The sequence below is a fragment of the Vibrio sp. 1288 genome, from assembly GCF_033344475.1.
This window is the reverse complement of record NZ_JAWPOX010000010.1, coordinates 26029-52416: the sequence shown is the minus strand read 5'-3', so window position 1 is coordinate 52416 and position 26388 is coordinate 26029. Positions and strand designations below refer to the sequence as shown.

Annotated in this window: 24 protein-coding genes; 11 read left to right on the top strand and 13 right to left on the bottom strand. The window is 43.8% G+C overall.

Annotated elements, in window-relative coordinates:
* Positions 1-22: 22 nt before the first annotated feature.
* Genes R8O11_RS09605 through sdhC form a run of 4 tightly spaced genes read right to left on the bottom strand, consistent with a single transcriptional unit; the run spans position 23 to position 3246 of the window.
* Positions 23-733 (bottom strand): succinate dehydrogenase iron-sulfur subunit, encoded by a 711-nt coding sequence (locus R8O11_RS09605; protein ID WP_318194099.1) that lies wholly within the window; start codon positions 731-733, stop codon positions 23-25.
* A gap of 15 nt (positions 734-748) precedes the next feature.
* The gene (gene sdhA, locus R8O11_RS09600; RefSeq protein WP_005382172.1) at positions 749-2515 is read right to left on the bottom strand and encodes a succinate dehydrogenase flavoprotein subunit; all 1767 of its coding nucleotides are present in this window, start codon (positions 2513-2515) and stop codon (positions 749-751) included.
* The gene (gene sdhD, locus R8O11_RS09595; RefSeq protein WP_005382169.1) at positions 2516-2860 is read right to left on the bottom strand and encodes a succinate dehydrogenase, hydrophobic membrane anchor protein; all 345 of its coding nucleotides are present in this window, start codon (positions 2858-2860) and stop codon (positions 2516-2518) included. It lies immediately after the preceding gene.
* Positions 2854-3246 (bottom strand): succinate dehydrogenase cytochrome b556 subunit, encoded by a 393-nt coding sequence (gene sdhC / locus R8O11_RS09590; protein ID WP_017634811.1) that lies wholly within the window; start codon positions 3244-3246, stop codon positions 2854-2856. Before sdhC ends, sdhD begins: the two co-directional genes overlap by 7 nt.
* Positions 3247-3642: 396 nt before the next feature.
* On the opposite strand from sdhC, the gene R8O11_RS09585 reads away from it, so the two are divergent.
* Entirely contained in the window at positions 3643-4932 is a 1290-nt protein-coding gene (locus tag R8O11_RS09585; protein WP_005382163.1) for a citrate synthase, read from the top strand.
* Between the two features lie 92 nt (positions 4933-5024).
* On the opposite strand, the gene R8O11_RS09580 is transcribed toward R8O11_RS09585, so the two are convergent.
* Positions 5025-5783: a Nif3-like dinuclear metal center hexameric protein gene (locus tag R8O11_RS09580; protein WP_033906914.1), complete on the bottom strand. Its 759-nt coding sequence runs from the start codon at positions 5781-5783 to the stop codon at positions 5025-5027.
* Between the two features lie 231 nt (positions 5784-6014).
* Here R8O11_RS09580 and R8O11_RS09575 point away from each other — a divergent pair, with 231 nt between their 5' ends.
* Positions 6015-6788: a DUF1853 family protein gene (locus R8O11_RS09575; protein ID WP_318194098.1), complete on the top strand. Its 774-nt coding sequence runs from the start codon at positions 6015-6017 to the stop codon at positions 6786-6788.
* 61 nt (positions 6789-6849) lie between these two features.
* Here R8O11_RS09575 and pgm read toward each other — a convergent pair whose 3' ends face one another.
* On the bottom strand, positions 6850-8496 hold the full coding sequence (gene pgm, locus R8O11_RS09570; protein WP_017634813.1) for a phosphoglucomutase (alpha-D-glucose-1,6-bisphosphate-dependent): 1647 nt from the start codon (positions 8494-8496) through the stop codon (positions 6850-6852).
* 92 nt (positions 8497-8588) lie between these two features.
* Complete coding sequence (gene seqA, locus R8O11_RS09565) at positions 8589-9131, bottom strand: replication initiation negative regulator SeqA (RefSeq protein ID WP_005382149.1); 543 nt, start codon at positions 9129-9131, stop codon at positions 8589-8591.
* A 92-nt stretch (positions 9132-9223) separates the two neighbouring features.
* Between seqA and R8O11_RS09560 the strand changes: the two genes are divergently transcribed.
* The 3 genes from R8O11_RS09560 (at position 9224) to fldA (ending at position 10907) form a co-directional block, all read left to right on the top strand.
* Positions 9224-9991: an alpha/beta fold hydrolase gene (locus tag R8O11_RS09560; RefSeq protein ID WP_213871777.1), complete on the top strand. Its 768-nt coding sequence runs from the start codon at positions 9224-9226 to the stop codon at positions 9989-9991.
* Positions 9992-10103: 112 nt separating this feature from the next.
* A complete protein-coding gene (locus tag R8O11_RS09555; RefSeq protein WP_005393038.1) occupies positions 10104-10325 on the top strand; it encodes a DUF2788 domain-containing protein in 222 nt (73 codons plus the stop codon).
* 48 nt (positions 10326-10373) lie between these two features.
* Positions 10374-10907 (top strand): flavodoxin FldA, encoded by a 534-nt coding sequence (fldA, locus tag R8O11_RS09550; RefSeq protein ID WP_005382146.1) that lies wholly within the window; start codon positions 10374-10376, stop codon positions 10905-10907.
* Positions 10908-10959: 52 nt separating this feature from the next.
* On the opposite strand, the gene R8O11_RS09545 is transcribed toward fldA, so the two are convergent.
* Complete coding sequence (locus tag R8O11_RS09545; protein WP_005382144.1) at positions 10960-11463, bottom strand: DUF4442 domain-containing protein; 504 nt, start codon at positions 11461-11463, stop codon at positions 10960-10962.
* A gap of 200 nt (positions 11464-11663) precedes the next feature.
* Here R8O11_RS09545 and fcrX point away from each other — a divergent pair, with 200 nt between their 5' ends.
* Complete coding sequence (gene fcrX / locus R8O11_RS09540; protein WP_005382141.1) at positions 11664-12113, top strand: ferric iron uptake transcriptional regulator FcrX; 450 nt, start codon at positions 11664-11666, stop codon at positions 12111-12113.
* 223 nt (positions 12114-12336) lie between these two features.
* Here fcrX and glnS read toward each other — a convergent pair whose 3' ends face one another.
* The gene (gene glnS / locus R8O11_RS09535) at positions 12337-14007 is read right to left on the bottom strand and encodes a glutamine--tRNA ligase (protein WP_318194097.1); all 1671 of its coding nucleotides are present in this window, start codon (positions 14005-14007) and stop codon (positions 12337-12339) included.
* Between the two features lie 276 nt (positions 14008-14283).
* Positions 14284-15777, bottom strand: a complete 1494-nt coding sequence (gene nagE / locus R8O11_RS09530; RefSeq protein WP_005384985.1) for an N-acetylglucosamine-specific PTS transporter subunit IIBC — start codon at positions 15775-15777, stop codon at positions 14284-14286.
* Between the two features lie 489 nt (positions 15778-16266).
* Between nagE and nagA the strand changes: the two genes are divergently transcribed.
* The 4 genes from nagA to asnB all read left to right on the top strand — a co-directional run bounded on the left by nagA (position 16267) and on the right by asnB (position 22186).
* The gene (gene nagA / locus R8O11_RS09525; RefSeq protein WP_318194096.1) at positions 16267-17403 is read left to right on the top strand and encodes an N-acetylglucosamine-6-phosphate deacetylase; all 1137 of its coding nucleotides are present in this window, start codon (positions 16267-16269) and stop codon (positions 17401-17403) included.
* Positions 17404-17405: 2 nt separating this feature from the next.
* The gene (gene nagC / locus R8O11_RS09520) at positions 17406-18620 is read left to right on the top strand and encodes a DNA-binding transcriptional regulator NagC (RefSeq protein WP_005382105.1); all 1215 of its coding nucleotides are present in this window, start codon (positions 17406-17408) and stop codon (positions 18618-18620) included.
* Between the two features lie 81 nt (positions 18621-18701).
* A complete protein-coding gene (locus tag R8O11_RS09515) occupies positions 18702-20291 on the top strand; it encodes a cation:proton antiporter (RefSeq protein WP_262606967.1) in 1590 nt (529 codons plus the stop codon).
* A gap of 230 nt (positions 20292-20521) precedes the next feature.
* Positions 20522-22186 carry an asparagine synthase B gene (asnB, locus tag R8O11_RS09510; protein ID WP_005384979.1) on the top strand — a complete coding sequence of 555 codons (1665 nt, stop codon included), beginning with the start codon at positions 20522-20524 and terminating at the stop codon, positions 22184-22186.
* Between the two features lie 115 nt (positions 22187-22301).
* Here asnB and rfaH read toward each other — a convergent pair whose 3' ends face one another.
* Positions 22302-22802 carry a transcription/translation regulatory transformer protein RfaH gene (gene rfaH / locus R8O11_RS09505; RefSeq protein ID WP_005382098.1) on the bottom strand — a complete coding sequence of 167 codons (501 nt, stop codon included), beginning with the start codon at positions 22800-22802 and terminating at the stop codon, positions 22302-22304.
* A gap of 333 nt (positions 22803-23135) precedes the next feature.
* On the opposite strand from rfaH, the gene R8O11_RS09500 reads away from it, so the two are divergent.
* Positions 23136-24524, top strand: a complete 1389-nt coding sequence (locus R8O11_RS09500) for a peptide MFS transporter (RefSeq protein ID WP_005382097.1) — start codon at positions 23136-23138, stop codon at positions 24522-24524.
* Positions 24525-24573: 49 nt separating this feature from the next.
* Here R8O11_RS09500 and hemH read toward each other — a convergent pair whose 3' ends face one another.
* Together hemH and adk are read right to left on the bottom strand one after the other, a co-directional pair.
* Positions 24574-25536 carry a ferrochelatase gene (gene hemH, locus R8O11_RS09495; protein WP_318194095.1) on the bottom strand — a complete coding sequence of 321 codons (963 nt, stop codon included), beginning with the start codon at positions 25534-25536 and terminating at the stop codon, positions 24574-24576.
* Between the two features lie 167 nt (positions 25537-25703).
* Positions 25704-26348: an adenylate kinase gene (gene adk / locus R8O11_RS09490; RefSeq protein ID WP_005382094.1), complete on the bottom strand. Its 645-nt coding sequence runs from the start codon at positions 26346-26348 to the stop codon at positions 25704-25706.
* Positions 26349-26388: the final 40 nt, after the last annotated feature.

Here is a 26388-nt window from a genome sequence, read left to right as displayed (position 1 = left end):
GACATTCCTAAGAGCGAGTAAATTAAACCGAACGATTAACCAACATCGACTTAATGTGACCGATGGCTTTCGTCGGATTTAATCCCTTAGGACAAACACTTACACAATTCATGATGCCATGGCAACGAAAAACGCTAAATGCATCATCAAGATCAGACAAACGTTCATCTGTTGCCGTATCGCGGCTATCAATTAGCCAACGGTACGCTGCGAGAAGACCAGCTGGGCCGATGAATTTATCAGGGTTCCACCAGAATGATGGGCAAGACGTTGTACAACATGCACACATGATACATTCGTACAATCCATCTAAATGCGCACGATCATCAGGCGATTGTAGGTTCTCACGTGATGGTGGTAATGCACCATCATCAATCAAGAATGGTTTAACTTTCGCATAGTTATCATAGAACTGCGTCATGTCAACGATAAGATCGCGCACGACAGGTAACCCTGGTAGTGGACGAATAACTATCTTATCGCCTTGTAGAGCAGATAACGGTGTGATACACGCTAGGCCGTTTTTACCATTCATATTCAAACCATCAGAACCACATACCCCTTCACGGCATGAGCGACGGAACGCGATGCTTGGATCTTGCTCTTTTAGCAGAATCAATGCATCAAGCACCATCATGTCTGAGCCTTCGTCTACCTCAATGGTATACTCTTTCATGTAAGGCTTGGTATCCACATCCGGATTGTAACGGTATAAAGAGAAGTTTAATTTCATAGTCGTATCCTCCCTTTAGTATGTACGTACTTTCGGCGGGAAAGCTTCACGATGCGTTGGCGTCATGTTCACATCACGCTTAGTCATCGCTTCTGTTTCCGGATTGTAGATAGAGTGGCATAGCCAGTTCTCATCATCACGCTCAGGGAAATCGAAACGAGCATGTGCGCCACGACTCTCTGTACGGTAGTTCGCTGCAACGGCAGTTGAAAACGCGGTTTCCATCAGGTTATCAAGTTCTAGACACTCGATACGCTGCGTGTTGAACTCTGAAGACTTGTCCGCTAGATGCGCATCTTTCAAACGTTCGCGAATCACTTTCAACTCTTCTAGACCGGTTGCCATCGCATCGCCTTCACGGAATACCGAGAAGCTGTTTTGCATGCATGCTTGTAGGTCTTTACGAATCTGAACTGGATCTTCACCACCAGTGCTGTTTTCCCAACGCATAGTACGCGCTAGAGACGCTTCAATATCAGATTCTGTTGCAGGACGAGCTTCTGCTTGCGCTGCTAGCGTTTCGCCAAGGTGCAAGCCAGTAGCACGACCAAATACGACCAAGTCTAGTAATGAGTTGCCGCCCAGACGGTTAGCACCGTGTACCGATACAGAAGCAATCTCACCACATGCGTAAAGGCCTTGTACTTCCATCTCGCTACCGTCGGCCTTCTGCTTAATTGCTTGGCCAGAGACTTGAGTAGGTACACCACCCATCATGTAGTGACAAGTTGGAATTACTGGAATTGGCTCTTTCACAGGGTCAACGTGTGCAAATGTACGAGACAGTTCACAGATACCTGGTAGACGTGATTCAAGTACTTCTTTACCAAGGTGATCAAGTTTCAACTTGATATGTGGACCCCAAGGACCATCACAGCCGCGGCCTTCACGGATTTCAATCATCATTGAACGAGCAACCACGTCACGACCAGCAAGGTCTTTCGCGTTTGGTGCGTAGCGCTCCATGAAGCGTTCACCATCTTTATTTAGAAGGTAACCACCTTCACCACGACAACCTTCCGTCACTAGAACACCCGCGCCAGCAATACCTGTTGGGTGGAACTGCCACATTTCCATGTCTTGCATTGGAACGCCTGCGCGAAGTGCCATACCAACGCCATCACCCGTGTTGATGTGCGCGTTAGTGGTCGATGCGTAAATACGACCTGCACCACCTGTAGCTAGAATGGTTGCTTTTGATTTGAAGTAACAGATTTCACCCGTTTCCATACAAATCGCAGTACAACCCATGATTGCGCCGTCTTGGTTTTTCACAAGATCCAAAGCGTACCACTCCGAGAAGATGGTTGTTTTGTGTTTTACGTTTTGCTGGTAAAGCGTGTGAAGAAGTGCGTGACCAGTACGGTCTGCTGCAGCGGCTGTACGAGCAGCCTGCTCACCACCAAACTCTTTAGATTGACCACCGAATGGACGTTGGTAGATGGTACCATTATCAAAACGAGAGAATGGCAGACCCATTTTTTCAAGCTCGATAACTGACTCAGGACCATTTTTACACATGTATTCAATCGCGTTCTGGTCACCGATGTAGTCGGAACCTTTAACGGTATCGTACATGTGCCATTGCCAATCGTCTTTGTGCGAGTTACCCAGAGCAACAGTAATGCCACCCTGTGCAGACACAGTATGAGAACGTGTTGGAAATACTTTTGACAACAAAGCACATGATAGGCCTTGTTCTGAAATTTGTAGTGCAGCGCGCATACCTGCACCACCAGCGCCGATTACTACGGCATCAAACTCACGAACTGGAATAGACACTTACGCACCCCACAGAATAAATAGACCAGAGAAGACATAGCCGAATAGCACGGCAATAACACCAAGTTGTAGTGCGCCACGTAGTTTCGCGCACTTAATGTAATCAGTTAATACCTGCCACAAACCAACCCATGCGTGAATCAGGATCGAGACAAGTGCCAACATGGTGAATACTTTAGTGAAGGTACCACCAAAGAATTGGGTCCAAGATGCGTAAGAGATATCTGAAAATGCACAGAAGCTAATCAGATAAATCGTGTATAGCGTCATAATGATTGCAGTTGCACGAATTAGTAGGAAATCGTGTACACCATTACGACCAAATGAAGATACGTGTTTTACCATACCAAGATCCCCGCCAATAATGATAATACTGCTGTTGCACCAAACGCGACTTTAGCGCTCATCGTGCCTGAATCTAGTTCTTCAAAGTGACCTAGATCCATCAATAAGTGACGGATACCACCTGCGATGTGGTAGGCAAGTGCAGTAAGAATTCCCCACAGGATGAATTTTACGAAGAAGCTATCGACGATGTCAGCGGCTTCCATAAAACCCATTGGGGATGACAGAGAAATGGATAGTAACCACAGTAATATACCCACCGCAACAAACGTAATTACCCCAGACACACGGTGTAGGATGGATGCGATTGCTGTGATAGGAAAGTGGATGGTCTGTAGATCTAAATTAACAGGTCTTGACTTTCTTTCTTTCACGGGCTTGCTCACTCAGCTCCATTGAGCATTTATTGTTATAACCAATTTCAGCTTCCAAACGTACAAAAGTTAACATCTATTTAACAAATATCGCGAGTAACCACTCAGATAATTGTAAACAAGTTGTTAACAAACGGAATCCAGCAACAAACCTCACTCTTTGTTTCTAGCCCCGAATTTATAAGGATTTAACTAAAATTTTCTTTGCCAATATACGGCGAGCAACATTCTAATACAATTGGTGTAACAAATTATGCTACATAGAACAGATTTTTAACGATTTTCATGAGAAAAATCATAACAAGTGCACACAAAGATGGAGAAAAATTGACTTTAAGCTTTAACAACAGTACAAAAATGGCACATAAACATCCTGGACGGATTAAATAATAAACAAAGGAGATTGTTATGGCGGATAAGAAAGCGACCCTTCATGTTGAAGGTCAAGCGCCAATCGAACTGCCAATTATGGACGGTACGCTAGGTACACCTGTAATTGACGTTCGTAAGCTGGGAGCCAATGGTTACTTTACTTTTGACCCAGGTTTTCTTGCCACTGCATCTTGTGAATCATCAATCACGTACATCGATGGCGGCAAAGGTATTCTTTTGCACCGCGGTTTCCCGATTGATCAATTAGCCAATAACGCAGATTACTTAGAAGTATGTTACATCCTTCTTTATGGTGAAGCCCCTACCCGAGAACAATACGAGCAATTCAAAACGACCGTTACTCGTCACACAATGGTACACGAGCAAATCGCAAGCTTTTTCCATGGCTTCCGACGCGATGCACACCCAATGGCGGTAATGTGTGGTGTAGTTGGAGCACTTGCAGCCTTCTATCACGACTCTCTTGACATTAACAACGACGAACACCGCGAAATTGCAGCGTACCGTCTGCTGTCAAAAATGCCAACACTGGCGGCGATGTGTTACAAATACTCTATCGGTCAGCCATTTATTTACCCTCGTAACGACCTTAGCTACGCTGAGAACTTCTTGCATATGATGTTCGCAAACCCTTGCGAAGAGTATGAAGTAAATCCTGTGGTTGCCCGTGCGATGGATAAGATTTTCACTCTACACGCGGATCACGAACAGAATGCGTCGACATCAACTGTACGCCTAGCTGGCTCTTCTGGTGCGAACCCATTTGCATGTATTGCCGCTGGTATTGCATCCCTTTGGGGACCTGCTCACGGTGGTGCAAACGAAGCCTGCTTGAGAATGCTAGAAGAGATTGGCAGCGTCGATAACATCCCTGAATATGTAGACCGCGCGAAAGACAAAGATGACCCATTCCGCTTAATGGGCTTTGGTCACCGCGTTTACAAGAACTACGACCCACGTGCGACAGTAATGCGCGAAACGTGTCATGAAGTTCTCAAAGAGCTAAACATTCAAGACCCTCTGCTAGACGTTGCAATGGAACTTGAGCGCATTGCGCTTTCTGATGAGTACTTCGTGTCTAAGAAGCTGTACCCGAACGTAGACTTCTACTCAGGTATCATTCTTAAAGCGATTGGTATTCCAGTTTCTATGTTTACGGTTATCTTCGCGATTTCTCGTACCATCGGCTGGATTGCTCACTGGAACGAAATGCACAGCGATCCACTGAACCGCATCGGTCGTCCTCGTCAGCTATACACTGGCGAAACACAACGTGAGTTTTCTCCACTTCACGAACGTGAATGATCTTTTAGTACGAAGATAGACAAACAAAAGGGTTGAGATTTTCGTCTCAACCCTTTTTTCTTTTTTGCGTTTAACGTTATTAATGGAGAACGCTAAACCGGATTATCAATATCGATAAACTCCACATGTAGGCCATATTCATCCGCTAGCCATTTGCCTAAGGCCTGAACACCATAACGCTCAGTAGCATGATGACCTGCAGCAAAGTAATGAATGTCCATTTCACGAGCGGTATAAGTGGTGCGCTCTGAAATTTCTCCAGAGATAAATGCATCCAGCCCGTGCTGTACAGCAAGTTCAATGAAATCCTGCCCTCCACCAGTGCACCAGCCGACTGTCTCAATCATCTTATCGGTATTCTCTGGAGCGATATGCAGAGGCTCTCTATCAAGAACTTGGTTGATCTTACTCGCAAATTCAACACCAGACATCGGCTTTTTCAAGCGCCCAAACATAACAACTGACTGAGGGTGCCCTTCAAGCCCACCTTCTACTTCGATTTCAAGTAAGCGAGCTAATTCAGCGTTGTTGCCTAGCTCTGGATGAATATCTAGAGGAAGGTGATAACCATATAAGTTGATATCGTTTTTGATCAGACTACGAATTCGTTTACCTTTCATGCCACGAATTGGCTCAGGCTCACCTTTCCAAAAATAGCCATGATGAACAAGCAATGCGTCTGCATTAAGCTCAATCGCTTTATCGATTAAGGCTTGAGAGGCGGTTACGCCAGTGATAACACGCTTTACCGCTGATTTCCCTTCTACCTGTAACCCATTTGGTGCGTAATCTTTAATTAACTGCGGTGACAGTTTGTCATTAAGAATCTGTTCTAGCTTTAAGTTATTCATTATTACTTCCAATTTCTAGCGCATGTAAACCTAAATAACCTCTTGATGGAATCAGACGAAAGAATGCAACCTAGTTGATACAACAACGTTTTGACATCTGGCACCTTGATATCATTTAGGTCTTTAAAGTGTATCTCGAACCCTAATATCGATGCTAGCCACCCTACCCTCAAAAGCAAATTTAGTTACAATAACAAAGCTTGTCGCCTCACCATAAATTTAGGGATACGGATGAACCAACTGCAACGCTTTTACCAATGGATCGCCACTTCACCTCCGCTTTTCAAGTTAACCCCTCCGTTTGCAACCTTAGAAGATATCTCGGTCAAACCTTTGAATAGCTCAGAACAATACAATGGTAATCCGAGACTGGTTTTTTTATATCAGCACCTATGCACTGCGGCTCTTTCTAATTCAGAACGATATCAGATTATTGCCGAAGAAATTCAGTTAAACGACGCGGAAGGTAAGACCATTGGTGCTGTCGATTTAGTGTTGAGGAATACAGAATCAAATCAGATAGAACATTGGGAAGTGGCGATTAAGTTTTATCTTCTTTACAACGGCATTTGGTATGGCCCGAATGCTCACGACCAGTTACATGTAAAATTGGATAGAATGCTCACGCATCAGCTGAAAATGAGCGATCGCCCGGAATTTCAAAAAATAATTCCGTTAAACGACGCCCCACAAGAGCATCTATTGATGCAAGGACGACTCTATATTAATCCGTTTACTCCAGAGCCAACTCCTAGCGAGTGCTTGGGTTATGAACTAAATCCAAGTCAGATTAGTGGTTACTGGTGCTACCAGAGCCAATGGGAGTTAATCGGTAAGCCACTTTATCATTTACACAAACCATGCTGGGCGATTGGTATGGACGATTTATCTCGACCCATTGAAAAGCCTTCAGACCGATTTGTACATGCACAAACGGAGGACGGTCAATTCTGGTTTGTGGTACCAGATTCATGGCCCGGAGATAAAGCGGTTCGGGGCACTTAAACATGAAAGGGTTGATGTTTTCACATCAACCCTTTGCTAGATACATTGACCATTGGATGTTTTACAAACCAGCGGCTGCAAACACTTGATTAACGATCTCTTGTGCTTCAGCTTCGATTTGTTTCAGATGTTCTTCACCTTTGAAGCTTTCACAGTAAATCTTGTAGATGTCCTCTGTGCCTGATGGACGAGCAGCGAACCAACCGTTAGCTGTCGTTACTTTAAGGCCGCCAATCGCAGCACCATTGCCTGGTGCATGCGTTAGACGAGCAGTGATCGCATCACCTGCTAGAGTTTCAGCCGCAACCATTTCTGGTGACAACTTCTTCAATACGTCTTTTTGTGGGCCATTTGCTACAGCTTGAATACGGTTGTACTTCGACTCACCGTGCTTCGCCGCTAGCTCTTCATAGTAATCTTGAGGGTTCTTACCCGTTACCGCAGTGATCTCTGCTGCTAGAAGGCATAGCAAGATGCCATCTTTGTCTGTTGACCAAGGCGTGCCATCTTTACGAAGGAATGACGCACCAGCACTTTCTTCGCCGCCGAAACCAAACTTACCAGTGTACAGACCGTCTACAAACCATTTGAAACCAACAGGCACTTCACATAGCTCACGACCTAGATCCGCAACAACACGGTCAATCAGCGCACTTGAAACTAGTGTTTTACCAACAGCGACATCTTTACCCCACTCGTCACGATGACGGTACAAGTAGTCAATACAAACGGCTAAGAAGTGGTTCGGGTTCATCAAACCTTTTGGCGTAACGATACCGTGACGGTCGTAGTCAGGATCGTTACCAAATGCTAAATCGTATTCGTCTTTCAGTGCCAATAGACCCGCCATTGCGTAAGGAGAAGAACAGTCCATACGCACAACGCCGTCTTTATCTAGCGACATGAATTGGAAAGAAGGATCGATCGATTCACTTACTAGCGTTAGGTCTAGGTTGTATGCCTGACCAATTTGACGCCAGTAATCGATACCGCTGCCACCCAATGGATCTACACCAATCTTCAGGTTCGCTTTTTGGATTGCTTCCATATCGATAACGTTCACCAGGTCATCGATGTATGGCTTCACCAAGTCCATCTCTACAAACAGATCCGATGCTTTTGCTTCTGCTAGTGGTAGGCGTTTAACACCTTGTAAACCTTCAGCAATCAATTCGTTCGCACGATCTTCGATAGCTTGAGTCAACTCAGCTTCTGCAGGACCACCATGTGTCGGATTGTATTTGATACCGCCGTCTTGTGGTGGGTTATGTGATGGGGTAATAACGATACCGTCTGCTTTTTCATCGTGTTTGATGTTGTAAGTCAGAATCGCGTGTGAAATACCCGGTGTTGGCGTGTAACCGTTGTCTTGTTGGACAATCACTTTCACACCGTTTGCAATCAGTACTTCAATCACACTTGAGAAAGCAGGCTCAGATAGCGCATGCGTGTCTTTACCCACAAACAACGGGCCAATTGTGCCTTGCTCAGCACGAACTTCTGCTACCGCTTGAGCGATCGCTAAAATGTGGTTTTCGTTAAAAGTGTGCTTGTCTGCAGTACCGCGGTGGCCAGAAGTACCAAATTGAACTTTGTGTTCTGCGTTTGCCGCGTCTGGTTGAAGTAAGAAGTAGTTAGCAACGAGTGCTGGGATATTGTGAAGATCTTCCTGCTGCGCTTTTTGCCCAGCACGAGGGTGCATAGCCATGTTTGACATCCTTTCTTTAAATACAAATAAAATTAAAAAAGCCTCATAATATCCGCTCACTGCGACGCATTATGAGGCTTCTATCAGGTTTCTTAGATTGAACCTGTTACTTTTTCTATTAAGTCAGGTTGGAACCCCATGTGTGCCATCACTTGTTCAACCATCTGTCTTTTACGACTTGTATTGTTATTCGTGATAACCCAAAACGGTGTGCCAGGAATGGCTTTTGGCTTGGTCGTATTACCGTTTGCTAGCAAGGTTTCTTCATTATCTGCAAAGTACACGCGTTTGCGTCCTTTTACATTCGTAGCCTGGGCGAAACCTTCTGGATTCAATTTATGTAAGGTCGATAATACCAACATAAAGCGATCAATCGCTTTTTTTAGACCGGCAAACTCATCAGAAATAAGCAGCGAACGCATTTCTTTCACTACATCAACAGATTCCGTTTTACCCGCATCTTTACTTACTACAATCCCTTGTGGCTTCTCTACTACAGGCGCGGCTTTAGCTTCCTGCAACTGACCATCAAGGTTTAAAAGGCGTCGCAAAATATCCGAGGCGCTTTCACCGATATGCTTAGTTTGACTAGCTATATAACGGTATAGATCCTCATCAACCTCAATTGTTTTCATTCGCTTTTCACATTCTCAATGTTTAAACTCTGGGGGATTATAACGAGATCCACGCGGATACTCCACGTTAAACCCATCACGAATAAGATAAAATGTCAGCATTACTCAACTATAAGCAGGAAGGCCAAGGCCAAACAGTTGTTTTGATTCACGGATTGTTTGGTAGTTTAAGTAATCTGGGTCTACTCGCTCGCGATCTTATTAAAGATCACACGGTGATCAGTATTGATCTGAGAAATCACGGCCTCTCTTTCCACTCCGAAGTCCATAACTATACCGATATGGCAAAAGATGTGGCTCAGCTCCTTCAGCACTTAAACGTTGAGCCATCTATTGTTATTGGGCACTCCATGGGCGGAAAAGTCGCGATGGCTCTTGTGGACATTGCTCCAAATGTAGTCAAGAAGTTAGTCGTTCTCGACATGGCGCCTGTTGCCTACACTACGAACCGTCACGATAATGTTTTTAACGGCTTACATGCTGTTATTAATGAAAAACCAGCAAATCGACAGCAAGCCATGGATATCCTAGCTCAACATATTGAACTCGATGGTGTAAGACAATTTCTCTCTAAATCACTGTACAAAAATGGCGATAAGATGGATTGGCGGTTTAACGTACCGAGCCTTTTTGAGAATTATGACCAAATTATTGGCTGGCAAGAAATCACACCAACAGATATCCCAACTTTATTTATCAAAGGCGGCGACTCTGACTACTTAATGCCAGAACATCAGCCGGCAGTGAAGCGACAATTTAACCATGCTAAAGCACACATTATCGCTGGCACTGGTCACTGGTTACACGCCGAGAAACCGACAGAAGTAATGAGAGTCATTCGAAAATACATTTCGAGTTAACAAATTCGAAAAGCAACACTAGATTATTGAAATAACCCTTCTTGTAGTGCATTAACTTTACCGTTTAACAGTGGTATAGTGCGCCCAAGATTTTTCGGCATGAAGGGCTAAAATGCTTTACGACTATATGGATATGCTCGAGTCTATTGGGCTCGATCTTCTTTTTGCTGCTATCTTTTTTTTCATCGGGATGGCGATAAAAGATGTGCTAAAGCAAGGCAATGTACCTGTTTTTGGTCGTCGTATTGTGTGGTTAGTCCTTTTCCTAGGCTGTGCTGGCTTTATTGCAAAAGGTGTAATTCAGCTAACTTGGGAAGGCTCAGGGTTAGGTTAAACCCTTAGTGGCATCGCCAATAACAAACAATGTAAAGGTATAGACTCTATGGCAAGTGTAGGTATCTTCTTCGGTAGCGACACAGGTAATACTGAAGCCGTTGCAAAGATGATTCAAAAGCAACTAGGTAAACATCTGGTTCACGTTCAAGACATCGCGAAAAGCAGCAAAGAAGACATTGATAACTTCGATCTTCTTCTTCTAGGTATCCCAACTTGGTACTACGGCGAAGCACAATGTGATTGGGATGACTTCTTCCCTGAACTTGAGCAAATCGACTTCTCTACTAAGCTAGTGGCTATCTTTGGCTGTGGCGACCAAGAAGACTACGCAGAATACTTCTGTGACGCGATGGGCACAGTCCGTGATATCGTTGAATCTAAAGGCGGCACAATTCTTGGCCATACCTCGACAGAAGGCTACGAATTTGAAGCGTCTAAAGCACTTGTTGAAGGTGACGAAAGCCAATTCGTAGGTCTATGTATTGATGAAGACCGCCAACCAGAATTGACTGACGAGCGTGTTGAAAGCTGGGTTAAACAGATCTATGAAGAGATGTGTTTAGCTGAGCTAGAAGGCTAATCAAATTGAATGATGCAAAGACCTCCACTTGGAGGTCTTTTTGTATGTATTGTCACACAGCATCGGTAAGTACTTCCTCTTCGCGATACTGAGGTTTCTTTCTTACATAAAGCTTGCGTTGAACCTCTGAAACCACATTCCCCTGTTTATCTTTTACATGAGTAATAAACTCAGGAAAACACTTTTCTCCATTCCGTGTCATTTGATAAATGTTTTCCAGCATCCCTTCAGTGACCTCAAATTCTGCAAACAAATCACTTTGCCCCGGCTTAATAAAGTTAATGCTTGCCTCTTTATCCCACACATAATATTCCTCTCGTAGAATCCCCATCAGCATCAACGAGTAAATAGGATCAGTTAAAGAGAAAATACTGCCGCCATATTGGGTGCGATTGGCATTTTTATTCCACCAGCGAAGCTTTAAACGTACCTTTACAGTACGGAAGTCTTGAGAAATATGTAAGATTTTAATACCCGCCCCCCAAAAAGGAGGCCAAATATTGAGTGCGAACTTTACAATTCCTGGTTTGTATATCTTCGCTAGTCGCCTATTCATCGCTATCCCTGCCCTCTCCAAGCTTAATGTTACACAATTGTAACTGGTCAGAGCTGTAATATAATGGACCTGTTTCTAATTTACAAAAAGATTCTATTAACCCTTTGAAGTTCGTGGTTTAATGTTCCGAACGCTTATCCTATAATGGTAGGAAGATTGAATTCTGTTAAATCGCTGCAGATGATCCAACGGGAAAGTATATGTCAGATAATAATCAGGCGCTGAAGGATGCGGGTTTAAAAGTAACCCTTCCGAGGCTAAAAATTCTAGAAGTACTTCAGCAGCCAGACTGCCAGCACATCAGTGCTGAAGATTTGTACAAAAAGTTGATTGATCTAGGTGAAGAAATTGGCCTAGCAACTGTTTACCGAGTTCTAAACCAGTTCGACGATGCTGGTATTGTAACTCGTCACCACTTTGAAGGTGGAAAGTCAGTCTTCGAATTATCGACTCAACATCACCACGACCACCTAGTGTGCCTAGACTGTGGTGAGGTAATTGAATTTTCTGACGATCTTATCGAAGAACGTCAAAAAGAGATTGCAGCTAAGTACAATGTTACACTAACAAACCACAGCTTATACTTGTACGGCAAGTGTAGCGATGGTGGCTGTAAAGACAATCCAGATGCACACAAACCGAAAAAATAAGGGTTTGTTAATTTAAAAAGTAAACGTCAGCACATGCTGGCGTTTTTTGTTTCTAGAAGTCAGTACCTTAGAAGTCAGTACTTTGGTTACAGAACAACAGTTACTAAACGCCCATCTTTTTTATCCACAGTTTTGCACATCTGTATAGCACTCTGTGGGATTAGGTATAAAAAATGCCAGCGTTTGTGCTGGCATTTTTCATCACTCTCAGCATTAATCGAGATTATTGATTCTCAATTTTTGCCCAGGTATCACGTAGACCAACCGTGCGGTTGAATACTAGATTATCTGCTGAAGAGTCTTTCGAGTCTGCACAGAAGTAACCCATACGTTCAAACTGATAACCTTTTTCTGCTTCTGCAGAAGCTAGGCTAGGCTCGACAAAGCCATTGATCACAACTAATGATTCAGGGTTGATAGTAGAAGCAAAATCTTCCGCTGCGCCTGGGTTTGGCACCGTAAATAAACGATCGTACAGACGAATTTCCGCTGGAAGAGCTTTATCAGCTGACACCCAATGAATAACGCCTTTCACTTTACGACCATCTGCTGGGTTTTTACCTAGCGTATCTGCATCGTAAGAACAGAAGATCGTTGTGATGTTGCCTTCGGCATCTTTTTCAACGCGCTCAGCTTTGATCACGTAAGCACCACGTAAACGAACTTCTTTACCTAGCACTAAACGCTTGTACTTTTTGTTCGCTTCTTCACGGAAGTCTTCACGCTCAATCCACAATTCACGCGAGAATGGCACTTCACGCACGCCCATTTCAGGTTTATTTGGGTGGTTGGCAACTGTCAAGTTTTCTACTGCGCCTGCTTCAAAGTTTTCGATAACAACTTTAACAGGATCCAGTACAGCCATTGCACGCGGAGCGTTCTCGTTTAGGTCATCACGAATACAAGATTCTAATGAACTAAACTCGATCATATTTTCTTGCTTCGTTACACCAATACGCTTACAAAACTCACGAATAGATGCAGGTGTGAAGCCACGACGACGCAGACCTGAGACAGTCGGCATACGTGGATCATCCCAACCATTAACCAGTTTTTCAGTAACTAGCTGGTTAAGCTTACGCTTAGACATCACTGTGTATTCAAGGTTTAAACGACTGAACTCGTATTGATGTGGACGGCTTTCGATCGTGATGTTGTCTAGAACCCAATCGTACAGACGACGGTTATCCATGAATTCAAGCGTACAAATAGAGTGCGTAATGCCTTCTAATGCATCAGAAATACAGTGCGTAAAGTCGTACATTGGGTAAATGCACCACTTATCACCAGTTTGGTGGTGCGTAGCAAAACGCACACGGTATAAAACTGGATCGCGCATGACCATGAATGAAGAACCCATGTCGATTTTAGCACGAAGACACGCTTTACCTTCTTCAAATTCACCAGCGCGCATTTTTTCAAACAACGCCAAGTTCTCTTCAACAGAACGGTCACGGTATGGACTTGGTTTACCTGGCGCCTTTAGTGTGCCGCGGTATTCACGAATTTGCTCTGGACTTAGCTCATCTACGTACGCTAAGCCTTTGTTAATCAATTCAATTGCATATTCGTAAAGCTTATCGAAGTAGTTTGATGAGTAACATACTTCACCACTCCACTCAAAGCCCAACCAGTTTACATCTTTCTTGATAGACTCAACGTATTCGATGTCTTCTTTTTCAGGGTTTGTATCGTCGAAACGCAGATTACATTGACCCTGGTAGTCCTGAGCAATACCGAAGTTCAAACAGATAGACTTAGCATGACCGATATGCAGGTAGCCATTTGGCTCCGGCGGGAATCGAGTATGCACGCTAGTGTGTTTACCATCCGCTAGATCTTTATCAATGATCTGGCGAATAAAGTTTGATGGACGAGCATCAGCTTCACTCATCTATAGCACCTCAAAAATATTAGTATTGTCAGAGAAAACGGAACCCTGTATCCAAGTATGGTTTCACAGAGTACATTGTTCCTAATGATCCACAATTCTAAGCAATTAGACAACAAGAACTCGCTCTAAAACGACAATATTTATCGAGTTAGCGTGAAAGCAAAGCAGATTCAAAGGGCCTAAACGAAAAAAGGCCTCCTGCGGAGGCCTTTTGCGATGTTGTAGTATCAATTGTTTGCAATACCAATAACAAACAATCACACCACTATTAAACAGTTAAGCTGGTAGCTGAACACCACTTAAGTCTTCATCTTTAGATACATTCTTCATCTCACCAGCAACAATCTCTGCTAGTGGACCAAGAATAACTTGTAGGTTGTTTGTACCTAGCTTCACAACTCCCATAGCTCCAAGATCTTTCAGAGTTTTCTCATTGATAACGCTCATATCTTTCACAGAAAGGCGCAAACGAGTAATACAGGCATCGATAGAACTTAGGTTGTCATGACCGCCAAGTGCTTTCAAGTACTGACGAGCAAGCTCTGAAGAATTGCTTGATCCAGCCACGTTAGATGAAGCTTCTTCATCATCTTCACGTCCCGGTGTTTTAAGGCCAAACTTAACAATCACGGTACGGAACACGAAGTAGTAAACCGCAAAGAAACCAAGACCTTGTACAATGAGCATGTACCAATTTACCGCTAGCGGGTTACGAGTCGACAATACTAAGTCGACTAAACCAGCAGAGAAACCGAAACCTGCAATCCACTGCATTGATGCCGCGATATAAACTGATAGACCAGTCAGCGCTGCGTGAAGAACGTACAGTCCTGGAGCAAGGAACATGAATGCAAATTCAAGTGGTTCTGTTACACCTGTAAAGAATGAAGCAAACGCAGCTGCAATCATGATAGATGCCACTTTCTCTTTATTCTTTGATTTCGCAGTATGGTACATCGCTAGAGCAGCGCCTGGTAAACCAAACATCATGATTGGGAAGAAGCCCGCTTGGTACATCCCCGTAACACCAACCGTTGCCGTGCCTTCAGCTAATGATTTCGCACCGCCAAGGAAGTTTGGAATGTCATTAATACCAGCAACATCAAACCAGAACACTGAGTTTAGTGCATGGTGCAGACCAACAGGAATTAGAAGACGGTTGAAGAATGCGTAAACACCTGCACCTGCTTCACCCATACCTTGAATGCTTTCACCAAAACTTACCAGACCGCCGTAAACTGATGGCCAAACGTACATCAGGATGAACGCAATAACGATACCAGCAAAAGACGTTAGGATCGGTACAAGACGCTTGCCAGAGAAAAACGCCAGTGCTTTGTGCAGCTCTACGTGAGAAAAACGGTTGTACAACTCAGCAGAAACAATACCAACCAAGATACCGACGAACTGGTTATTGATTTTACCAAATGCAGCAGGTACTTCACTTGGGTCAATGCCTTGAATTTGTGATACTGCACCAGGGGCCAAAAGCGTTGTGACAACTAAGAAGCCCACGAAACCTGAAAGTGCAGCGGCGCCATCTTTGTCTTTAGACATTCCGTAAGCAACACCAACAGCGAACAATACTGACATATTGTCAATGATCGCTGCACCAGCTTTAATAAGAAATGCAGCAAGTGCACTGTTTGCGCCCCAGCCATTTGGGTCGATCCAGTAGCCAATACCCATGAGTATTGCTGCTGCAGGAAGTGTGGCAACCGGCACCATAAGCGCCTTACCCACCTTCTGGAAGTATCCGAGAATGTTCACCTTAAGTTCCCCCTATAGGATTAGATGTTATGTTGAATGACTTATTTCAGCCGTCCAATTTAGTCATCCTAAGTTTATGATATTAATTTTGCTCCGCAAATTAAAAGCTCACCGTTTGTGATCATAATCACCACAATTTGCCCTTTCGGAAGGTTTTTGCTAGCGAGATCATAAAACTTATTTTATTATACGAAAAAATGGCGTTTTAAAGATAATATTCTCGCACTTTATGCAAGGCAGAATCAGTGTTATTTTGGTATCTAGGCGGGTAAATCACTGTAACTTTGCTCTGAAAAAGAATCATAAAAAACCATACAATTATTACTTTTCAGTTAGTTACTATGACAATAACATCGATAAAACGCGACTTGCTGTATGTGACTCGTTATCTAATTCAGTGATACAAACTAAGTACCCATATGACTGAAGCAGTCTCTACTTAGATAACGATATAGAAATTGAATTCTCATCTATAAGGACTAGCTGACTATGTACGCGCTAAGTAACTGTAAAATTTATACCGGTAGTGATGTTCTTACCGATCATGCGGTCATCATCGAAAACGATCTTATTCAATCTATTGTGCCGGTTTCTGAGCTACCTCAAAGCATCGAAGTAAAAGACCTTGCAGGCGCTAATCTAAGTCCAGGCTTTATCGATCTGCAGTTGAACGGTTGTGGCGGTGTAATGCTAAACGATGCAATTACCCCTGAAACCATGCAAATCATGCACCAGGCAAACCTCAAATCTGGCTGTACTAGCTTCCTGCCAACACTCATTACATCATCTGATGAAGATATGCGAACTGCAATTGCCGCAGCTCGTGAGTACCACAACAAATATCAAAATCAATCGCTTGGTTTACACCTCGAAGGTCCTTACCTTAACGTCGCGAAAAAAGGCATCCATAACGTCGATTTTATTCGCCCATCAGACGAAAGCATGATCGACCTTATCTGCGCAAACGCCGATATCGTAGCGAAAGTAACACTAGCACCTGAGCATAACGACCCAGAGCATATTGCGCGATTAAAGGCTGCTGGCATCGTGGTTTCAATTGGCCACACAAATGCAACCTACGCCGAAGCACGTAAAAGCTTTGAAGCAGGCATTACTTTTGCTACACACCTCTTTAATGCAATGACACCAATGGTTGGTCGTGAACCAGGAGTTGTTGGTGCAATTTACGATACTCCTGACGTATATGCTGGCATTATTGCTGATGGTTTTCACGTCGACTACGCAAACATCCGAATTGCTCATAAAATCAAAGGTGAAAAGCTTGTTTTGGTGACGGATGCCACAGCTCCAGCAGGTGCTAACATTGATCACTTTATTTTTGTCGGTAAGAAAGTATATTACCGAGATGGTAAGTGTGTTGATGAAAATGGCACGCTAGGCGGCTCAGCTTTGACAATGATTGAAGCAGTTCAGAATTCAGTTGAGCACGCGGGGATCGCTTTAGACGAAGCTCTACGAATGGCCACGTTATACCCAGCAACAGCAATTGGTGTTGAGGAGCGCCTTGGCCGAGTTCGAAAAGGGATGGTTGCAAACCTGACTATTTTCGATCGTGACTTTAAAGTAAAAGCGACGGTTGTTAACGGACAATACGAGCAAAATTAAGCATGAATGGCGGACAGATTGGTAATGTAGATTTAGTAAAACAGCTTAACAGCGCTGCGGTATATAGGCTGATTGATCAGCAAGGTCCTATCTCCCGTATTCAAGTCGCGGACGTGAGTCAGCTCGCGCCTGCTAGTGTTACCAAAATAACCCGCCAACTTTTAGAGCGCGGCCTTATTAAGGAGGTCGCCCAACAAGCTTCAACTGGTGGTCGTCGTGCGATCTCTTTGACTACTGAAGTCAAACCTTTTCATTCGATTGCCGTTCGCTTAGGTCGAGATTACGTACAGTTCAGTTTATACGATTTAGGTGGTACCGCGCTGGCAGAAGATCAGCATGAACTGCACTACACTAACCAAGCAGACTTAATCGCAGGGCTTATCGATTTATTAAAAGATTTCGTAAGCCGTTGCGAAGACAAAATTGATCAACTCATCGCTATCGGCATCACTTTACCGGGCCTTGTTAACCCAACAACTGGCGTGGTCGAATACATGCCTAATACCGATATCGATAATCTTGCTCTCGGTGAAATCGTTGGAGAGAAGTTTAATACAGCATGCTTTGTTGGCAACGACGTACGTGGCATGGCGTTGGCTGAGCACTACTTTGGAGCAAGCCAAGACTGCCAGGATTCTATTTTGGTTAGCGTCCACCGCGGTACTGGCGCAGGTATTATCGTTAACGGCCAGGTTTTTCTTGGTTTTAACCGCAACGTCGGTGAAATTGGTCATATCCAAATTGACCCGCTTGGTGAGCAATGCCAATGTGGAAACTTTGGCTGTTTAGAAACCGTAGCTGCAAACCCAGCGATTATTCAACGAGTGAAGCAACTGATTACTCAAGGATACGAATCAAGCTTAACCGACCTTGAAAACATCACAATTGAAGCGGTATGTCAGCACGCAATGAATGGTGATGAACTTGCGAAACAGAGTTTAGTGCGAGTGGGCAACCAGCTAGGTAAAGCGATTGCGATTACGGTTAACTTATTTAATCCACAGAAAATTGTAATTGCTGGCGATATTACTGCAGCACAAGATATTGTTTTCCCTGCAATTCAACGCAATGTAGAGAATCAATCTCTTAAAACTTTCCATAACGACCTCCCTATCGTGGCTTCTCACATTGATAAGCAGCCAACGATGGGCGCATTTGCGATGATTAAACGCGCTATGCTGAACGGAGTTTTGTTACAAAAGTTACTGGAAGACTAAGTTTATACAACCAATTGAGTTACAATCTCGGGCTGTGTTTTCACAGCCCGTTTTTGTATATCAGGAATACAGCTTAACAGTATGGAAATTATTCTAATTACAGCCGCTTTTTTAGCTGGTTTTATTGCGCTTAAATGCAGCCTCCCTCCCCTCGTTGGTTTTCTACTAGCTGGATTTGGCTTGCATGCATTTGGTTACCAAAGCAATGACGTTATCGTCACTCTCGCAGATCTTGGTGTTACTCTTCTTCTGTTTACTATTGGACTCAAACTCGATGTAAAAACCCTGCTGTCCAAAGAAATATGGGGAGGGGCAACCGCCCACAACATACTCTCTACCGCTTTTTTTGCCCTAGCGTTATCCGGCTTAAAACTACTGGGCTTGACTTCGCTAGCCAGTATGGACGGCAGCCAAATCCTGCTTTTAGCTTTTGCACTATCGTTCTCTAGTACCGTTTTTGCCGTAAAAGCATTGCAAGAAAAAGGCGAAATGAACGCGACCTACGGCACACTCGCGATCGGTATCTTGGTTATGCAAGATATTTTTGCCGTAGTATTCCTGACTGCTTCAACCGGAAAAGTCCCAGAATGGTATGCCATCGGTTTGTTCGCACTGCCTTTCCTTCGTCCCCTACTCTATAAGCTGCTCGATAAAGTTGGCCACGGCGAAATGCTGGTGCTATTCGGTATTTTCTTCGCGCTTGTTGTCGGTGCTGGGCTATTCGAGTTGGTCGGGATGAAACCAGACTTGGGCGCGCTAATTTTAGGCATGCTACTCGCAGGTCACCCAAAAGCCTCAGAACTATCCAAGTCATTATTCAATATGAAGGAGCTCTTTTTAGTCTGCTTCTTTTTGAACATTGGTTTATCCGCCTCATTGAGCGTGAATGGCGTCGTTCTCGCCCTGCTATTTATCTTACTGCTACCAATCAAAGGACTCTTGTACTTCGTCACTATTAATCATTTTAAGTTTCGAGTACGTACCTCTTTGCTCGCCTCTTTATCACTATTTAACTACAGTGAGTTTGGTCTTATTGTTGCTGGGTTGGCCTATAAAATGGGCTGGATGCCAAGTGATATGCTTGCTGCGATTGCGGTTGCGGTGTCGGTATCCTTTGTAATTTCCGCGCCACTTAACCGCCTTAGCCATAAAATTTATCAACATTCAGGTAAGTGGCTGCAAGAGACAGCGGTAGAAAAGCTCAATCAACGCGACCAACTCATCAACCCAGGTCATGCCCAAGTATTGATCTTAGGTATGGGGCGTATTGGAACGGGCGCTTATGATGAGCTACGTTCACGCTATGGCAAAATTTCATTGGGTATAGAAATTCGTGAAGACGCTGCACATCATCATCGTTCAGAAGGAAGAAATGTGATTTCTGGTGATGCCACCGACCCGGATTTCTGGGAGCGAATTTTAGATACAGGTCATGTAAAACTGGTTCTGCTTGCAATGCCACATCATCAAGGTAACCAAACAGCACTTGAGCAGCTTAAACGCAGAAAATATAAGGGGCAAATTGCCGCTATCGCCGAATACCCAGATCAATTGGAAGGCTTACTTGAAAATGGCGTTGACGCAGCATTCAATATTTATAGTGAAGCTGGTAGCGGTTTTGCTCGACACGTCTGTAAACAACTTCAACCTAAATTCACACCAATTAAATAAGCAACAGCACTGATATTTTTCGGAAGGCTTTCTATTGATAGAAAGCCTTTTTTGTATAGTTTTTGTACCAAACCTTGATCTCATTCACCAAAACAACGGTTGAGTTAAATATTTTCCATACAACAAGGCCTTTTATCATTTTTTTAATCACAAAACGTTGCTTTTTTTATTAGTAATGGCAAATTTAAACCATACCGATTAGAAATTGTTTAGTTTAGTAAGGATGTAGTATGTGTTCAGTATTTGGCATTTTAGACATTAAAAGCGATGCAGCCGCATTGCGCCCTATCGCATTAGAGATGTCGAAAAAACTTCGTCACCGTGGCCCAGACTGGTCTGGGATTTACTCTTCAGAGCGTGCTATTTTAGCGCACGAGCGCTTGGCGATTGTTGGTCTAAATAGTGGTGCACAGCCGCTATACAGCCCTGATAAGAAGCTCATCCTTGCCGTCAATGGTGAAATCTACAACCATAAAGAAATTCGTGCTCGTTACGAAGGAAAGTACGAATTTCAAACCGATTCAGACTGTGAAGTCATTCTTGCACTTTACCAAGATATGGGTGCAGATCTCCTTGAAGAACTAAACGGTATTTTCGCTTTTGTGCTCTACGACGAAGAAAAAGATGAGTATTTAGTCGGACGTGACCATATTGGTATTATCCCTCTTTATCAAGGTCACGATGAGCATGGTAACTACTATGTGGCATCAGAGATGAAGGCTCTTGTTCCAGTATGTAAAACAGTAAGTGAATTCCCTCCTGGTAGCTATTACAGCTCTAAAGATACTGAGCCAACACGTTACTATGTTCGTGACTGGAACGAGTACGCAGCAGTACAAGGTAACAGCACTAGCAAAGAAGAATTGACTGAAGCGCTAGAAGCGGCTGTTAAACGCCAACTAATGACTGACGTGCCTTACGGTGTACTTCTTTCGGGCGGTCTAGATTCTTCTATTACATCTGCGGTAGCAAAACGCTTTGCAGCGATGCGTATTGAAGATGATGAAAAGTCTGAAGCTTGGTGGCCTCAACTGCACTCTTTTGCTGTTGGCCTAGAAGGCGCGCCTGACCTGAAAGCCGCTCGCGAAGTTGCCGACCAAATTGGTACCGTTCACCACGAAATGACGTACACGATTCAAGAAGGTTTGGACGCAATTCGTGACGTGATTTACCACATTGAAACGTATGACGTGACGACTATCCGCGCATCAACACCTATGTTCTTAATGGGTCGTAAGATCAAAGCGATGGGTATCAAGATGGTATTGTCTGGTGAGGGCGCTGACGAAATCTTTGGTGGCTACCTTTACTTCCACAAAGCGCCAAACGCGAAAGAGTTCCACGAGGAGACTGTGCGTAAACTGCTTGCTCTGAACATGTTCGACTGTGCTCGTGCTAACAAGTCGCTGGCAGCATGGGGAGTTGAAGGACGCGTACCTTTCCTAGATAAAGAGTTCATTGATGTAGCAATGCGCTTGAACCCAGCAGACAAGATGTGTGGCAACGGTAAAATGGAGAAACACATCCTTCGTGAGTGCTTCGAGCACTACCTGCCAGAATCGATCGCATGGCGTCAAAAAGAGCAGTTCTCTGATGGCGTTGGCTACAGCTGGATCGATACGCTGAAAGAAGTAGCAGAACAGAAAGTGACAGACCAGCAGATGGAAACAGCTCAATATCGATTCCCATACAACACGCCAACGACAAAAGAAGGCTACGTGTACCGTGAAATCTTTGAAGAGTTATTCCCACTTCCATCAGCAGCAGAGTGTGTACCAGGAGGCCCTTCAGTAGCGTGTTCTTCAGCGAAGGCGATTGAATGGGATGAATCGTTCCAAAACTGTGTTGACCCATCAGGTCGTGCAGTACAGACCGTTCACAACGACTCATACTAATTCTCTACGATAAAGATAAGGGTTGGTTCGTCCAACCCTTTTAAAACAGACAAAAAATTAGATACGATCAAAAAGAGGTGCTTTTGCACCTCTTTTTATGTTTGATGGAATTAGGCTATTTTAAATCTAAATCACTATTGTCTATGCTGACAGGCACACGCTTGGTGATCATCTGAACTAGCATAATTGAGCGTTTCTCACCATCTTGTTCTTGGAAGATGGCATCTATGCCCGCAAATTGACCGCTTTTAACTCTAATTTGATCGCCTGGTTTTGGCATACATTCAGAAACGGTATTGTCATTACAACACTTTTCTAGCTGCATCAATTCGAAGACCAAGTCACCTTGAACTTCTTTCGGTTGAGCACCAAAACGCACAAAGTCAACAACACCTCGAGTAGAGCGGACTGAGGTGAAGTTTGGCCCTTGCTCATAATCAAAGTAAGCGAATACGTAACAAGGAAACAGCGGTTCCTCGACTTTTTGTCTTTTACCGCGCAAAATCTTCTCAACTTCTACAGTTGGATAAAAGCACTCTACACCTTGATTTTCAAGGTGTTGTTTCGCCCTAACCTGCTCCCCACGTTTACAATAAAGTAGATACCAACGTTTCATCTTTTTACTAGCCAATTCTATTTTGTTTTTATCCTAGCATTAAGCCAAAGTTGAGTCATTGATATTCAGTTTATCTATAAAAGTATGATTATACATCGCTCGCATTAACGACATTTTTCAGCAACTTACGATAAAGAAGTCCATAGGCAAAAATGGAAATTAAGTTTGTAACACAACCAATACACCATCATATAATCTGCAAATCCAATCAAAAACAGCCACTTAACAAACAAAAATAGTTGAATGGCAAAATTTTATTATTTGTCACTCGTTGAATTGCATTGTATACGTAGAAGTCGTTAAAAAATGTAATAACTATTATTAGAAGAGCTTATGTCAAACCAACATCAATATTTTGGTCATCCACGTGGCCTGTTCTTATTGTTCGGTACAGAGCTGTGGGAACGCTTTTCTTACTACGCAATGCGTGCCATTCTCGTGCTTTACCTTACTGATACAACAATGAATGGCGGCCTTGGCTGGTCAACCAAAGACGCATTAGACCTATACGGCATATACACAGGGCTTGTGTATATCACGCCTCTTATCGGTGGTTACCTAGCAGATAACTATTTAGGTCAACGTCGCTCAATTTTGCTTGGTGGCGCGTTAATGGCCATCGGCCAGTTTACTCTTGCACTTCCTGCTGATGCTTTAGGTATTGGTTCGCTACACAGTTTCTATTTAGGTCTTGGCCTACTTATCACTGGTAACGGTCTCTTTAAGCCAAATATCTCAACCATGGTTGGCGACCTTTATCAAGAAGGTGACAACCGTCGTGACGGCGCATTCACTATCTTTTATATGGGTATCAACTTAGGTGCATTACTTGCCGGCGTCGTTTCTGGCTCTGTGACAACCTCTTACGGTTGGAAAGCTGGCTTTGTTGCCGCTGGTGTGGGTATGCTGGTTAGCCTAGTGATGCAAATGGTACTGGCTCAATCATGGCTTGGTGATATTGGTCGCGAACCAGCGGCGAAACGAGATCTAAACAACAAAAACGCCACCACGAAGCAGCCACTCACCAAAGAAGAAGTGAATCGACTAAAAGTAATTCTGGTCATGAGCTTATTCACTATTGTCTTCTGGGCAGGCTTTGAACAAGCTGGTGGTCTGATGAACATCTACACTCAACAATATACTGATCGCATGATTGGTGGTTTCGAAGTTCCTGCTGCGTGGTTCCAATCACTAAACCCATTTTTCATTATTACTCTAGCGCCAGTTCTGGCTGTCCTTTGGGTAAAATTGGGTAAACGTGAACCTACTTCGCCAGTGAAATTTGCGATGGCACTATTTTTCTTGGCGATTGGTTTCCTTTGTATGGTTGGCGCAGTGCTAGAACAAGGTGGAGATACAACAGTAAAAACATCGATGTTATGGTTGGTCGGCGCTTTCTTCTTCCACACATTAGGCGAGCTGTGTTTATCTCCAATTGGTCTTTCATTGGTGACTAAATTAGCACCGCTTCGCTTAGCTTCACTTATGATGGGTGCATGGTTTGGCTGTAATGCGATTGCTAACTATGTTGCGGGCTATGTGGGTTCTCACGTAGGCGAGTTAGGCGCTATGGCTATCTTTAGTGGTATTGCGGTCAGCGCAACCGTAAGTGGCGTAATTTTGCTCCTATTCTCTAATACACTCGTTCGCTGGATGCATGGCGCTGAAAATACGCACAGCACGGCAGAGCAAGTAGAAGAGCAGCAAGTACAAGTTGCTTGATCGCTCAACTAAACGTAGAAAGGGTCGCTATTGCGACCCTTTTTTGTATCTAAAGTTTAGATTGAACTAACTCAACCATCATCTCGATATGAAGTGCACTATCGTTCAAACAAGGGATGTAGGTAAAGTTTTCACCACCTGCTTCAAGGAAAATCTCTTTACACTCTTCCGAGATCTCTTCCAACGTCTCTAAACAATCTGACGAAAATGCAGGGGTCACAACATTAATATTTTTCACACCCTTTGCAGGAAGTGCCTCTAGGGTCTTATCGGTATAAGGTTGAAGCCACTCTTCTCTCCCAAATCGGGACTGATACGTCATGCCAATTTGTTGTTCGCTTAAACCTAACGCTTCCCCAAGCAAGCGAGTCGTCTCTTCACAATGTTGTGGGTAAACATCACCATTGTCAGCATAGCGTTTTGGAATACCATGATAAGAACACAGCAGGTAATCTCCTTGACCATTCTTTTGCCAATGTTCACGAACTGAGTGCGCTAACGCTTCAATATATTTTGGGTGATTGTAATAATCACGAATAAAGATAAAGCCTGGCATCACAGGCAGGTTCTTAAATGCTTTAGTGATTCCGTCAGAAACCGCTGCCGTTGTTGTGCCCGAGTATTGCGGATACAAAGGTAAAACAATGACTTCATCAACGCCTTGCGCCAATAGGGCTTCAAAGCCTGATTGCAAACTTGGGTTACCATACGTCATACCAAGCTCTACAGGTATATCAAGCTTTTGTGCCAACTTTTCCGTTTGGCGTTGAGAGTACACCATCAACGGCGATCCCTCTTCCATCCATACTGATTGATAGAGTTTGGCAACTTTAGGAGCTCGGATAGGAAGGATAACGCCGTGCAATAGTGGACACCAAAGCCATCGAGTCATGTCTACCACTCGGTGATCATGAAGAAACTGACTTAAAAAGCGCTTTACGGCAGGAGCGGTTGGTGCGTCAGGAGTTCCCAAGTTAACTAGGAGTACACCCTGTTTATTATTCTCTTTCATAACATCCTATTCATGGTAAACGGCTTGGTTCATATATTTAAGTAACCTCGAAGTAACGAATAGCCGAGCTGAAGTTAATTAGATATATGTTTACGAGTAAACTAAAAAAAGCGACCACTTGGGCCGCTTTCAATATATCAAAATATTAAATTTTTGACTTCAGCAAATTAAGATAGTGCTTTCTCGATATCCGCACTAACTTCAGCTACTTGCTTAGTACCATCAAACTTAAGGTACTTAGTCTTGCCTGCTTCAGCTTCTTTGCCGTAGTAGTTGATTAGCGGTGCAGTTTGCTCGTGGTAAACACCTAGACGAGCACGTACTGTTTCTTCTTTGTCGTCATCACGAACAACAAGATCTTCACCAGTTACATCATCTTTACCTTCCACTTTAGGCGGGTTGTAAACCACGTGGTAAGTGCGACCAGAAGGAAGGTGAGCACGACGACCAGCCATACGCTCAACAATTACATCGTCTGCAACGTCAAATTCGATAACGTAGTCTACGTCTACGCCCATTTCTTTTAGGCCGTCAGCTTGAGGGATAGTACGTGGGAAACCATCTAGTAGGAAACCGTTTGCACAGTCTTCTTGAGCGATGCGCTCTTTGATAAGACCAAGGATGATTTCATCAGAAACTAGCTGACCAGCGTCAATAACAGCTTTGGCTTGTTTACCAAGCTCTGTACCTGCTTTGATAGCAGCACGAAGCATATCACCAGTAGAGATTTGTGGAATACCGTATTTTTCCATGATGAAGTTTGCTTGTGTGCCTTTACCTGCACCTGGAGCACCTAGAAGAATGATGCGCATGATTTATCCTCTTTAATATTTAAGATTTATACCGAAGCTC